General features: G+C 40.1%; 12 protein-coding genes. 5 read left to right on the top strand and 7 right to left on the bottom strand.

The features are described 5' to 3' along the window. Positions 1–546 (bottom strand): site-specific integrase (locus BM739_RS13600; protein ID WP_175609530.1); only part of this gene is annotated, 546 nt, incomplete at its 3' end. 211 nt (positions 547–757) lie between these two features. Between BM739_RS13600 and BM739_RS13605 the strand changes: the two genes are divergently transcribed. Next, the gene (locus BM739_RS13605) at positions 758–1,258 is read left to right on the top strand and encodes an Imm26 family immunity protein (protein WP_076541523.1); all 501 of its coding nucleotides are present in this window, start codon (positions 758–760) and stop codon (positions 1,256–1,258) included. A 345-nt stretch (positions 1,259–1,603) separates the two neighbouring features. Here the strand turns inward: BM739_RS13605 and BM739_RS13610 are convergent, their stop codons facing one another. Then, a complete protein-coding gene (locus BM739_RS13610; RefSeq protein WP_076541524.1) occupies positions 1,604–2,632 on the bottom strand; it encodes an IS110 family transposase in 1,029 nt (342 codons plus the stop codon). 100 nt (positions 2,633–2,732) lie between these two features. On the opposite strand from BM739_RS13610, the gene BM739_RS13615 reads away from it, so the two are divergent. The 4 genes from BM739_RS13615 to BM739_RS13630 all read left to right on the top strand — a co-directional run bounded on the left by BM739_RS13615 (position 2,733) and on the right by BM739_RS13630 (position 9,394). Beyond that, positions 2,733–3,383: an SMI1/KNR4 family protein gene (locus BM739_RS13615; RefSeq protein ID WP_076541526.1), complete on the top strand. Its 651-nt coding sequence runs from the start codon at positions 2,733–2,735 to the stop codon at positions 3,381–3,383. 1,059 nt (positions 3,384–4,442) lie between these two features. Continuing rightward, positions 4,443–5,036, top strand: coding sequence for a bifunctional 2-polyprenyl-6-hydroxyphenol methylase/3-demethylubiquinol 3-O-methyltransferase UbiG (locus tag BM739_RS13620; protein ID WP_076541528.1), 594 nt, complete (start codon positions 4,443–4,445; stop codon positions 5,034–5,036). Then, entirely contained in the window at positions 4,999–8,094 is a 3,096-nt protein-coding gene (locus BM739_RS13625; RefSeq protein ID WP_175609531.1) for a DEAD/DEAH box helicase family protein, read from the top strand. The genes BM739_RS13620 and BM739_RS13625 overlap by 38 nt, the downstream gene beginning before the upstream one ends. A gap of 316 nt (positions 8,095–8,410) precedes the next feature. Next, positions 8,411–9,394, top strand: coding sequence for an MDR family oxidoreductase (locus tag BM739_RS13630; RefSeq protein ID WP_076541531.1), 984 nt, complete (start codon positions 8,411–8,413; stop codon positions 9,392–9,394). Positions 9,395–9,502: 108 nt separating this feature from the next. On the opposite strand, the gene BM739_RS13635 is transcribed toward BM739_RS13630, so the two are convergent. The 5 genes from BM739_RS13635 to BM739_RS20365 all read right to left on the bottom strand — a co-directional run bounded on the left by BM739_RS13635 (position 9,503) and on the right by BM739_RS20365 (position 13,307). Next, positions 9,503–10,432, bottom strand: a complete 930-nt coding sequence (locus BM739_RS13635) for a LysR family transcriptional regulator (RefSeq protein ID WP_076541533.1) — start codon at positions 10,430–10,432, stop codon at positions 9,503–9,505. A 124-nt stretch (positions 10,433–10,556) separates the two neighbouring features. Next, positions 10,557–10,937: a nuclear transport factor 2 family protein gene (locus BM739_RS13640; RefSeq protein ID WP_076541534.1), complete on the bottom strand. Its 381-nt coding sequence runs from the start codon at positions 10,935–10,937 to the stop codon at positions 10,557–10,559. Between the two features lie 121 nt (positions 10,938–11,058). Next, positions 11,059–12,048, bottom strand: a complete 990-nt coding sequence (locus tag BM739_RS13645; RefSeq protein WP_083698168.1) for an L-histidine N(alpha)-methyltransferase — start codon at positions 12,046–12,048, stop codon at positions 11,059–11,061. After that, on the bottom strand, positions 12,045–12,992 hold the full coding sequence (egtB, locus tag BM739_RS13650) for an ergothioneine biosynthesis protein EgtB (protein ID WP_217697848.1): 948 nt from the start codon (positions 12,990–12,992) through the stop codon (positions 12,045–12,047). The genes BM739_RS13645 and egtB overlap by 4 nt, the downstream gene beginning before the upstream one ends. Continuing rightward, positions 12,993–13,307: a DinB family protein gene (locus tag BM739_RS20365; protein WP_217697847.1), complete on the bottom strand. Its 315-nt coding sequence runs from the start codon at positions 13,305–13,307 to the stop codon at positions 12,993–12,995. Between the last annotated feature and the right edge of the window lie 287 nt (positions 13,308–13,594).

Consider the following 13,594-nt stretch of genomic DNA (forward strand, 5'->3'; position numbering starts at 1 on the left):
AAGGTACGTTGTGAAGGTACGTTGTGGTAGCGGAACTAACCTGTCCTTACCGCCTTTAGCGTTACGAATGTGCACCTGCATCATCTGTGAATCGATATCGCCAACCTGCAGTGAAATGGCCTCACCGAGGCGCAATCCCATACTGTATAAGGCGAGAAAGCACACTTGATATCGCAGCTTATGGGTAAGGCTAATGACGATAGAAACTTCAGCAGGGGTAAGAATATCAGGCAGTCTTTGGACTTGTGGTGGCTTAACAATATTAAGCCACTCCCAGTGTTGATTAAGCACATGTCGATAGAAAAACTGTAAGCCATTACGGTCGAGTTTTACGGTGCTCCATGAATGTGAATCAATCAAACTGGCAAAGTAGCGCTTCAAATCATCAGTTGAAAGGTTATCAGGACAAGCGTCGAAATAAGCACTAATGCGCCTAACGGCGCGGCTGTAGGCATCGATGGTCGCAGGCCGCTTGCCTTGCAGTGTTAAGTTGGTAAGATGTTGTTCATAAAGAAAATCAAAGCGTTGTTGCTCGTGAGTGTTCATCGTAATACTCCTAGATAACTGCCAGAGTAGGCAGGGTCTAGTAAGTATTTAGGATGGATGAATAAAGGTGAGCTTTTATCTTTTCTGCCGCAGAGCGGCTTCGTTCAACAAGGCATTAAAGCAGGACAAAAAACAGTTTGCTGTTTTCGTTCCTCAACATTTTAGCAAACTATTTTTAGCCTCTTAATGAGGCGTTAAGAGGCAAAGGGAAGTGGCTAAGAAAACTTGGGATATAGGAAATATCTTTAGTGTTGAGTTAAGTGATGGGACATTTTCTATTGGCCAAGTTGTTGGACGTGAGGCGGAAGTCCTTAACTCAATTACATGTGCTTTTTTTAAGATTAGGTTTCAGCATTATCCTTCAATGGATGAAATTTTTGAGCTAAATGAAACGAAGTTAATAGCTTGCCAATTTACAACTAAGGACCTTCTTACTAAACGTATTTGGAAAGTGCTAGGAAATAGGAAACCAGTTATATCCAGTATTTCATTTCCACATGAAGATTGCAGAGATAATGGGTGGATCGGTGCAGAAATACACGGTTCAGGAATTATGAACCAGTTTCTTAATGCGTACTATGCTCTTGAGTTTTGGGATGATTGGTTCGAACCTGATTATCTCGATACTATATTATGGAAATATGCCAAAAAACCTGAGAATTTGACGTATAAATTGCCTCTTAACAAGCTGCTAAATCCAGATTTACCATAGCTGTCATGCCATTTGCTGCGCAAATCGCCCGCCAGCACATGGTTCACTGATTAGCAGGGCTACATGGACTCCCCTTTGTCAAGCAATAGTAATCCGACAACAACAGTGGATCTGACAGCAGCTCTACATTCGGCGTTTGATTAGCTTGCTGCCTAAACAGCTTTTGGCTATCGCCCTGATGATTTGCGCTTGAGCAAAGATCTCATTCGTTAAACAGTATTACTGACTCTTTCAAGCAAGATGTACTTCCCAACTAACCAGATTTAATTGCTCTCGGTCTGACCGTGTTATCGTCAATTGCTAATGCGTCGACTCGGTGGGGTTAACCGTGTGGGTTAAACCTTTTTACGTTTTTACATAGTTAACTTGGTATTCATTACCTGATTGAAGTAATGACCAAATTAATCGTGCATTCTTTGCTGCTAGGGCGATGACAGCCCGTTTAAAGCCTCTACGCTCGATAAGCGCTTTAATCCATAAACTGGTTCTATCCATTTTGTTAGTACAGTTTGCGATGACAGCGCGAGCACCGTGTATTAATGAGGTGCGGATATGCTTCTCACCGCGTTTACTTATTCTGCCTAACGTCGGCTTGCCGCCTGTTGAATATTGCTTAGGGACTAAGCCTATCCAAGCTGCAAATTGGCGGCTAGTTGAAAAGTGTTTCGCATCACTCACTGTGGCTACAACGGCTGTAGCGGTGACTTCACCAATGCCTGGAATAGTCATTAAACGCTTCGCGTCTTTCATTTGATTAGCAAGGGCATAAAGCTTCCTATCAGACTTTAATATGTCTTGGTTTTGTAGCTTGATGCTTTGCCATAAGTCATTGAGTAGCTCTCTTGCTAAAGTGGGTAATGCGTTGTCGGTATCTTCTAAGATTCCAACAATATGCTTTTGTGCTGGATAGCGACCTTTAGGCATGATGATGCCGAATTCTGATAGCAAGCCGCGTAAACGATTAATCATGGCAGTACGGTCTTTGATTTGACCTTGCCTAATACGATGTAAGCATAAAACAGCTTGTTGTTCTTCGCTTTTAATACTGACAAAGCGTGTTTTGGGTCTTGTTACTGCTTCACATATTGCTTCAGCATCATTGGCATCGTTCTTTTCACTTTGACGGTAAGGGATAACAAATTTAGATGCCATGATACGTACGTCGTGGCCGTATTTTGTAAATTCCCTTGCCCAGTAGTGAGCACCAGAGCATGCTTCCATGCCGATAATACAAGGTGGAATGTTAGCGATTTTCTCTAACAGCTTGTTTCTTTTAACTGTTTGCTTTAGTTTGGTTTTACCGTATTCATCTACACCATGAATACTAAAAACTAATTTGGCTAAATCGATGCCAATTGCTTTAATTAAGGACATATGGACTCTCCTTGATTGAATGTTTGCACTTTCAATATGGCACATAGTGGCCATTTGGTAAGGGGAGTCCATATCATTCGTTATGCCTATGGTGTCAACTATGGAATATTGCAAAGTTGTTGAGAATTGGAAGCTCTTTGCCGACGCAGTAAAAAAGCTCGGTGGTGAAGCTAGCGTGTTGTCGATTCATGAACCTGCTACAGAAGCAGAACTCACAATTGTAGAAAGCAAGATTGGTTGCCAAATACCGCCTTCTTTAAAAGAAGTTTTAATTAACTTTTCTAAAAAAGTAGAGTTTAGGTGGTTCATGCCAGATGATTATGAATTTGAGAGCCCGCTTTCAGAAATATTTTCTGGTGACAGACATTGGTCTTTAGAGTGGTTAATTCAATTTAACGAAGAAAAAAATGGTTGGAAAGATGAAGTATTTCCAAACATTGAAGATCCATATGATGCTGTTTGGCATGGCAAGTTTGCGTTTCAGGAAGTAGGTAATGGTGATTACTTAGCCATTGATATTTCCCAAGCCGGAAAGGAGCCTGTTGTGTATCTGAGTCACGACGATGGTGATGGCCATGGAATAGAAATAGCAAAAAACTTTAAAGAGTTTCTGTTCCTATCTAGTCGTTTAGGCTGTGTTGGAGCTGAAGATTGGCAATGGTTACCATTTGTTGAAGAATCACAAGCGTACATTAACCCTGATTGTGAAAATGCAAAAAAATTCATGTTAGCATTGGGTGTTAAGGCATAACAGATAAGGATAGGCCGCGCGTAGCCGCGTCCTTATCCCAAGTGTTGAACAAGCCCGAGTGATACCTTTATAGTGTAAATATCGGCGTAAGAGCTTACGCTTTTTAGGTGTGTGCTGAGCAGTAACACTTTTTGCCAGTCTCATTGTAATGCGCTGTGAGATTGGCTACTAATTTGTAATTGAACACACTCTTTGCATAGAAAAAGTTATCTGAAAATTTTCAGTATTTCAGAAATACGTAACTCGGAAATGTCCAAAAACGAGTTACGAAGCTACTTTTACCTTACCATCATTACTCAGGATACTTTGGCAGAGTGATGGTTTCACGCATTGATGCCATCGTCTTACAAAGCCTACAGAAAAGAAATTTGATAGAGCAGTCATTTTAAATTTTCTACTATTTTGTAAAGAATAACTGGTGTCATTTTGTATGGATTTCAGCCGACAAAGCACTAAGTTTATAAATCTTACTCTTTTCATAAAGCAAAATTTGGAAGATAAAGCATTGTAAACCACGGCACGCGGTTAATTTTACTCACCCACTGAGTTGAATTTATTTTTGGTAAATATAAGTTGAATATATTCAAAAAACCGACTAAACGATACGTATTTGTGTAGAAAAAGTTTAGGCAGACTTAATGAAAACAATAGTATAAAGCAGAGTTTTTAGCTGTTATTATTCTACAGGTATTAACTATGTTATTGAATTTATTGCTATATATAGCGGTCTCCAAAACCGATGGTTGCGAGTTCGAGTCTTGCTACCCCTGCCAAATTTAGAAGGCCTAGCAGAAATGCTAGGCCTTTGTCTTTTCTGGCTTTTAATCAAATTAATTATTTTTGAATATTAGCAACAGTGTTATGTTGATCGCTATTTAACGTTCAAAGTCCAATATCAATAAATTAGTCTAAACATTTCTTCGATTAGCGTATCACCCTTCAATTTCAATTATCTTTCTTAATTAATTTTTGCTATGAGTTAAGTTGCTTGATGCAGATATACAATATATCTTGCTGCTTATGGTAGTCTGTTGAAAATTGCTTATATAATCCAAGCCTATGATAAATAACTTTTATAACATCAATGCTGAATCATTTTATAATGATACCGTCAATGTAGATTTATCCCTTTTGTATGAAATCTTCATTCCTCTATTAAAGCCGAATGGTCATATTATTGATGCTGGCTGTGGAAGCGGGCGAGATAGCTTGTATTTTTTAAAGCAAGGCTTCGAAGTGAGTGCATTTGATGCAAGTGAGAGTTTAGTGCTAAAAGCATCTGAACTAACGGGGATTGATGTTGAACTAAACACTTTTGATTGTTTTAAAGCTTCATCTTTGGCTGATGGTATTTGGGCTTGCGCCTCTTTATTGCATGTAGCTAGTAATTTACTGCCAGCTTCATTCACTAATTTATCTAGAAGTTTAAAGGATGGTGGTTATCTTTATTGTTCTTTTAAGTATGGTGTTAGTGATGTAGAGAGAGGCGGGCGCTATTTTACGAATGCAGATGAAAAAAGACTTAACGACTTCATAGATGGAAGTGATTTTAATGTTATAAAAACTTGGATCACTGATGATGCCCGGCCTGAACGACAGGATGAAAAGTGGCTTAATGCAATACTTATCAAAGGCCATCGCAATGGGGCTTGATGGGGTTGCAGTTGATCAGGTTTTAACTAGTTTTGGGTATAAGTTAGAAAATGTGGTTGATGTTGGCCGCTTATATACTTTTATCGGCAATAATGATTCTAATTTGTGGAATCAGCCTTCAGCAATTTTGGTCGATAATTCATTATATTCCCTTCAAGCTTCTGATTTTCATTATGTTGATTACACTAGCTATCAGAATCAGCTGATGCACCATTATCAAGGATTACTCCGTTTTTGTGCACTTGAAATACAGCAGTTAATTGATGATATAAACCACTTTTTATCCTCCGAAATTGAGAGCATTGAACTCAAAAAGTTTGGCTCGAATCGTGAGGAACAACATATTGATCCTACTCCCCCCGAATTTAAGTTTGCAGAAATATTTGAGAGTGTGTTTGGGCCAGCATCTATACATGCTTTGCAAGCGGAAGCTCCTTATATCGATAGGCAAGGACATAAGCGATTTATTGATTACATTTTGCATCGTAAAACATCACCTATAGCGATAGAGCTAAATGGTGAAACCTATCATCATCCTTTATCTCGGATAGTGTCTCAGAAGCAATATCGATCGCAACTATTTAAACAAAACTCATTAGTAAATGATGGTTACCTTGTATATCGCTGGTCAGATAGGGGCATGAGTGATTCTTTTAAATTTGAAGACCAAATGAAAGATTATTTTGGCCAACCTGAACATTTCTTAAAATCTCCATTATATAGAGCTGAACGTTCCGTTGATTTTAGTTTATATGCCCATCAACAGGATGCTGTAAACACCCTAATTGAAAAAAGAAAAGTAGGCCAGAATAGATTTTTAGTGGTATTGCCTACTGGTTCGGGTAAAACAGAAGTGTTTATTGAAGATGTTAGGCAGCAATTACAGCAATCTAATGCCAAACAAGTGTTAGCTGTTGTGCCGACAGTTGCGCTAAAAATGCAGCTAATTAAAAGGTTAGAGGCGCAAATTCCAGAGATAAGGGTTGGTGAGTTACTTAATAATTCACAACTCGATATTACAGTGCAAACTAGTGCCTATGTATTACGGCATTATCGTAAACTCGCTAGAAACCATTTCGATTATATTCTTATAGATGAAGCGCACCGGGCTGCTGCAGATGGTCTACGCCAAGTTTTAAATTACTTTTCACCTAAGAGTCTTTTGGGCTTAACTGCTACGGATGAGCGTCTTGATAAGCGTTCTCTGAACGATATTTTTGGTCATTACGAAGTTGAGATGACCTTAGAACAAGCTATTCAGAAAAAGTTAGTGCCGCAAATTCGAGCTTTCAGATTAGAATCAAATATTGATTTTTCGAAGGTAAGATTTAACGGCAAAGAATTCGTTAAAACCGATTTACAGAAAACTGTGATCATTCCTTCGCGTGACCAACTGATTGCAGATGTTTTACTTAAATACTTTTTCAATCAACAAGCACAATCAATCAGCACACAGCAGGGCATAGTGTTTTGTGTCGATATCAAACACAGCCAAAGAATGGCCAAGCTATTAAATCAATCAGGTATAAAAGCGGCTTCGGTAAGTGGTAAAGAACGTACTGGCCTTGATTTATATCACAGGGGTGAGGTTCAAATGCTATGTGCTTGCGATTTAATAAACGAAGGCTGGGATTCGCCTCAAACCAGTATCCTTGTTATGGCAAGGCCAACAATGTCGAAAGTGCTTTATACCCAGCAATTAGGGCGAGGAACACGAAATTATCCAGGCAAAGAAGCGCTGTATGTAATTGATGTGGTTGATAGTTATGGAGCAGCTATTACACCTTGGTCATTACATGGCTTATTTAATTTGAGTCACTATCAATCTTTTGGTGATCTGGTAAAAGATGTTCAAGGGACATCTCAGAATGAATTGATTATTTTAGATGGCTTATGGGAGTCAGAGCGAAGAATCGAACCGATTAATATCTTTAATTTTGAAAAAGAGTTTAGAGATCTACTAAATGAAGAGCAGCTAGCTAGAGAGCTGTTTATTTCAACAGGTACAGTAAAAGCTTGGATGAAAAAAGGTGATTTGGTTGCCGATAAAACGATTCCATTTGGTAGTAAAAATCTTAATTACTTTAGCTTCGAACAGCTAGAAAAAATAATAATCACCAAAAATATTCCACTTAGGACACAGGATACTCGAAAGGCTGACTTTATCGAGTTTATTGAAAAACGTGATTATACTTTCTCATACAAAATTGTTTTGCTTATTGTCATGGCGAACCACTGCAATAAACAAGGCGAATTGGATTTAGATGTAGTTGCTGGTTTATATGCAGGTTTCTATGAATCTTTATTGAGTAAATATGGTAAAGCAGAGAAAGGCGGTAACCCACTTAATATCAGTGAAAATTTATTGGATTCGGCGTATATCAAGCGTAATATTCTTATCAATCCATTTGAAAAATTCGAACGTAAGCGTTTCTTTTATCAGTGCCAAGAGTTGAATTTGATCGCATTTGATACCGTGTTATGGGACAAACTCAAACAATCTGATTTGAACGCGATTACCACTCAAATGCGGGAGGATCTAAGCCATTATTACAATAAGCTTGATATGACTATCACCGAAGAAGATATCGCTACTTTAAACCTGCCAAATCTTGAGGCAGAATTCGACAACCAAAACCTAGTTTCATTACCGTTTTTTGAAGATCTTAAAATTGCTTGCGGTCACTTTAAAACCAGTACGGCTGATAAGATAAGTTCTATACAAATCCCCACAGAATACGGAACAAATAACCCAGATAAACACTTCATTGCAAAAGCATCAGGTAACTCAATGAATGGTGGAAAATCCCCCATACTTGATGGTGACCTATTGCTATTTGAATGGATCACGCCAGTTAGTGCTGGCTCAATCTCAAATCAAATCCTAGCAATTGAGTTACTAGATGATATAGGGGAACCGCAGTATTTACTTAGAAAAGTAATTAAGCAATCACAAGGTAAATACACATTGATCGCAAATAATAAAGACTATCATCCCCTTAATACGTCCGAACAAATGAATACTTTCGCGCGTTTTAAAGGAGTTATTAAGAATTAAACTTGCCTGTTTTGTTATATTTAACAAGATAAAAAACAGAGTGGTTTTATATCTATGAGGCTTTAATTTGAGGGCATTTTAAGGCTACAATTTTCTTTATTTCTTCTCCTCCCTCACTAACGCTGAATTGCACCTATACTCATTTGATGGATTATTTGCTCGCAAATGATGTGTGATCAGCTAACAGCAAACATGCCCATCTCAACACCGGCCTTTGTGTATGACTTTTGCGCATGTGTGGCATGCAAAGTGTGCAGTGTATTCATGGTGGTTTTTACACTATGATTATTTTATCTAAAATGTAAGGAGCGCCACCATGTTTAACGCACTTGTATTAACCCAAAATGATAAGCAGACCCAAGCTGAGGTTCGCCAATTATCTGTTGCTGATCTTCCTGAAGGTGAAGTGTTAGTTGATGTAAGCTATTCATCGCTAAATTACAAAGATGGCTTAGCTGTTACTGGGTTAGGCAAAATTATTCGTCAGTTTCCTATGGTGCCTGGGATTGATTTTGCGGGTGTGGTGAGTGAGTCTGCAGATCCGCGTTATAAAGCTGGTGACCAAGTCATCCTAACGGGTTGGGGCGTTGGTGAAAACCATTGGGGCGGTATGGCCCAAAAGGCTCGTGTTAAAGCTGATTGGTTAGTGCCTACGCCACAAAATGCTGATGCTGCTAAAGCTATGATGATTGGTACTGCAGGGTTAACAGCGATGTTGTGTGTGCAAGCATTACAGCAGGCAGGTGTTACACCTGAACAAGGTGAAGTGCTAGTAACGGGTGCCAGTGGCGGCGTGGGCTCAGTTGCTGTGACGTTATTGTCAGCGCTTGGCTATCGCGTTGTGGCAAGTTCTGGCCGTGTTGAGTCTAATGGTGAGCTGCTTAAACAGCTTGGTGCCAGTGAAGTGATTGACCGAAGCGAGTTTGAACAAGCGGGTCGCCCTTTAGATAAACAGCGCTGGGCTGGGGTGGTTGATACCGTCGGTAATCAAGTGTTGGCTACCGCATTAACCCAAATCAATTATGGTGGTAGTGCCGCTATATGTGGTTTAGCCGGTGGCTTTGCCTTACCAACCACTGTGATGCCGTTTATTTTGCGCGGCGTTAATTTATTAGGTGTAGACTCTGTTGCTTGTCCGTTCGAAAAACGCGTCAAGGCATGGGAGCAAGTCATTGCCTTATTGCCAGACAGCTTTTATCAGCAAGCCTGTCAAACTGTTGCTCTTGAGCAAGTTCCAGAATTTGCACAGCAGATTGTTAAAGGTAAAGTCACTGGTCGGGTATTGGTTAATTGCCAATAATTGATTAACTTAAAGCTATTCATGTAAAGAGTATTTTTTAGCTCAAGCTTTTATTTAAAAGATCGTAAAGCGGCTTTAATAGCCGCTTTTTTGTATCTTTTTTTGTGCTCATTCTTGCCTGTTACTGCTAAGCAAAGGCTTAATTAAGTCGACTATTTTATCCCTTAGCCAGCGCTGACCTTTATCTAACTCACAGCGTGCATGCCAAAATAAATTGTAGTTTAGTGGCGCTATTGCAAACGGCAGTGGCTTTACAATCAAACCGTGTTTGGCTGCGGCGATTTCAGCCATGCCTTCTGGTAAGGTAATAATTAATGGATGCAGCTCAAGCAATGCCAGTGCACTGTCTAAATTTGGCGCCCTTAATAACTCTTTACGTTGCGGGAACTGTGCGATAGATGAGTCGACAATGGCTTTAACACCATCACTAATGGCAATGGTAGCGTGGGGAAAGTGTAGGTAATCTTGTAGTGATAGGGCTTTATCTGCCACAGGGTGGTGATTGGACACTAAGCAGCTAACGCCCACTAAACCTAACCTTGTTTGTTGTAATTGCTCTGTTTGCCCTATGGCGCGGCAAATTGCCATGTCAGCGCCTTGTAAACTTAGTTGCGAATGAAGGTATTGATGTTGCACCGGAATAACCTCAATGCCAATATTAGGTGCTAGTTGATAGAGCTTAGGTAACACCAGTGGCAGTAGACCTTGTGCGGCAAAGTCAGTGGTGGCAATGGTGAATTTCTGCTGACATTCTTTGGCAATAAATTCACTGGGGGTAAGTAGTTGCAATAATTGCCCAGTAGGGCCTTGCAGCTGTTGATAGCAATCTAGAGCATATTGGGTTGGTACTAATTGTTGGCCGACCCGTGAAAAGAGAGGGTCGTTGAGCATTTCTCGCAAGCGACTTAAGATTCGACTGGTGGCAGATTGACTCAAGTGCAGCCGTTTTGCCGCTTTTGTAACACTGCACTCTTCGACTAAGATTTGTAATGCGATAAGCAAACTAAGGTCTTGTCGGTAAATTTCTTCAAGTTTCATAAGGTTATTAGCAATTATTAGTCGATTTAGGTTTGATGATTAAGCTATCACGTTAATGATTTACTGGTTTTGAAAGACTTCTTTAGATAAGCAAGCAATAGCTTAATTTACGCCTTATGACGGCTTAATACATTGTATTACTATGTTTTGATTCAGCAGGTATTTGTTGAATAGAGTCCCAATGTTCGACAATCTTGCCTTGGTCATCAAATCGAAAGAAATCCATGGTGACATACTGATCGTTACCTGGCCACGCTTGATGGGTATGCAGCGCCACTAAATCATCTTCTGCTATGGCCCTGACAAACTCAATCGTCTTTCCTTTATATTCAGCCATCTCAATGAAGTAATCGATGAAAGCCTGTTTACCATCTGCCACAATCGGATTGTGCTGAATGTATTCTGCGCCAACATATTTTTCAACGGCTTTAACTGGGTCGCCTAAATAGGCGCTGCGGTAAAATGCGATAGCATTGTGTTTATTGGCTTGAAGATCTTGAGCCATTGTTCACCCCTGAGTGTGAATGGTTTTAAGTCTCTTTCATGCATGGTATTAAATTGCCATTACCAAAGCCTAGTTTGTCGCTGCTGTTATCGCAAGATGGCGTCATAGTATTGAAAAGGGGTTACTTGTTAACTCGCCACAATGAATCAATAAAATAGTCTCGCGGATCTGAAAAGTGTTTAATGACCTCAAAACCGGTATGTTGGCTAATAAAGTCAATATCACTTTTGAGAAACTTAAAGGAGTACTCTAAATGAATCGGTTCAAAGGCATCGAAATGAAATTGTCTTTTTAGCGCCGTTATATACACATTTTGAGGCTCTGAGGCGATGACGTAGCTTTCCATAGCGCCAAGAAGAGGGCTGTAAATGCCAAAGTGCTGGAAGTTATCTACCACAAAGTTAGCCCCAAGCTCGTTGTTGATCCGGGTTAATAAATTCAGGTTAAAGTCTTTGGTGAGTCCACTGGAGTCGTTATAAGCTCGGGTCAGTACATCGACATCTTTTTTTAGGTCAAAACCCACCAGTACATAGTCGCCAGCGTTCATGCTCATCCATAAGCGACGTAAAAAACCTTGGTTTTGAACTCGATCAAAATTGCCTATATTGGAGCCTAAAAACAATACCAGTTGTTTGTTGGTCGATTTTTCTCTCACCAGCCTTAAGCCTTCAAAATATTCCGCTACTATGCCGTGACATTCAACATTGGGATGATCGCAAATGTTGTCCTCTAGCATCAGCATGGCTTTTTCTGAAATATCGATGGGGTAGTAATTAACTTTGCAGTTGTGGTCCACAAATCCGTCAATGATTAATTGGCTTTTGTGGCCGTCGCCTGCGCCAAGTTCGATAATATCAATCTCCTGTTCAGCTATGAGCTCTGCCAGTTCATGTTTGATGGTGTTTAGGATTTCAAACTCAGTGCGAGTGGGGTAGTAATCTTCATGTTGGGTAATTTGCTGAAAAATCTTACTGCCAGCATCGTCGTAGAAGTATTTGGCTTGTAAGGTTTTTGGGCTAGCGCTGAGGCCCGTTAATACATCAATCGCAAATTGCTCTTTATTTATTGCGTCAATATTGTCACTTTTATAATCAATTTTAGAAATCTTCACACGATATCCTTTGCTAATCTGATCCCTGAAAACATCCATTGCTGGTGCGGTTGATAAAAATTTCTATAACTATGGCGATAGTGATGTAGCGGTGTGGCAATACAGCCGCCGCGAAGCACAAACTGATTACACATAAACTTGCCGTTGTATTCTTCTAGCTTGCCCTCGAAGGGCTTATAGCCGGGGTAGGCAGAATACTGGCTTTGGGTCCAGCACCAGACTTGGCCTGAAATATCGGCTGGGTTGATGGGGTGTAACTGAGGTTGATGATAACTTGCTGGTGGCAGGCCTTGGACTGAGGTTGAGGCTTGATGGTCGCTACTGCGTAAATAATGCTCTAACTCTTGATCTGTGGGTAAGCGGCATTGGCGCCAATTGGCAAAGGCGTTGGCCTCAAAGTAACTTACATGAACCACAGGTGCATTTAAGTCTAAAGGCGTTAGACCATGAAGGGTGTATTCAAACCATTTTCCATCGAGATTTCGCCAATACAAAGGCGATGTAATACCGCTCTCGTTAAGCCAATCCCAGCCCATACTTAACCAGTATTGTGGCGTTTGATAGCCTGCTGACTCAATAAAGGCTAAATACTCGCCATTAGTGATAAGAGTGTCAGAGATTGAGAAGTCCGTCAGGTAAGCTTTATGATGTGGTGATTCATTATCAAATGCGTAGCCTTCGCCACAATGACCAATGTCCACAAGTTGCTGAGTATAAGCATGCCATGAACCACTGACCGCTTGTGCGCTTAATAACGGTATTTTGCTGTAGCAAGGGCTGCTGGGATTGCAATGCAGAATAAACTTAATGTCCATATACAGAAGCTCTTGATGCTGCTGCTCATGATGAATACCAATTTCAATAATGGTAGCGATTTCTTCTGATATCCCGCCATTGAGTAAGCTTACAATTAACTCATCAATTTGCTGACGGTATTGGGTTATTTACGCAACCGTAGGCCTAGACAAGTTACCGCGATCTTTTTGGGTCCAATGCGGGCCTGCTGATTTATAGTAAGAGTTAAAAATTAAGCTGAAATGCTCATCAAAGCGCTGATAACCTGCGACAAACTGGCGTAATATCAGCTCTTCAAAAAACCAAGTATGCCCCAAATGCCATTTAGGTGGACTGACGTCAGCGCAGGGCTGAATACACAGATCTTCTATTTCTAATGGGGCGCATATTTCAGTTGTGGCGGCTCTGGTGGCAATATAGCGTTTAATTAACTGATCACACTCTACGCTAGTCTTGATATCCATCTATAAATCCCTTTCAGCAATGAGATGCTTAGAAACACTATGACTATAATTTCTTTCAAGCTGATGACAGGCAACAGCAATAGGCATCAATAATTCACCCTTAGGCTTTCATGTGTCTTTGATGACTTATCAATTGAGCAGGTTGTTTTTAATTTTTGCGAATGAGTGAAAATAACCACTAGTGTTAAGCCTAGTCAAAATAAACGCAGCTGAAAGGTTTTTTATCATAAAATCATCTAGGTAGCATTTTACTGAGTAGTTAAGTTAAATCTGAAAATATTGGCAAT

It is taken from the genome of Shewanella sp. UCD-KL21, from assembly GCF_001957135.1.
In the GTDB taxonomy this organism is placed as follows: domain Bacteria; phylum Pseudomonadota; class Gammaproteobacteria; order Enterobacterales; family Shewanellaceae; genus Shewanella.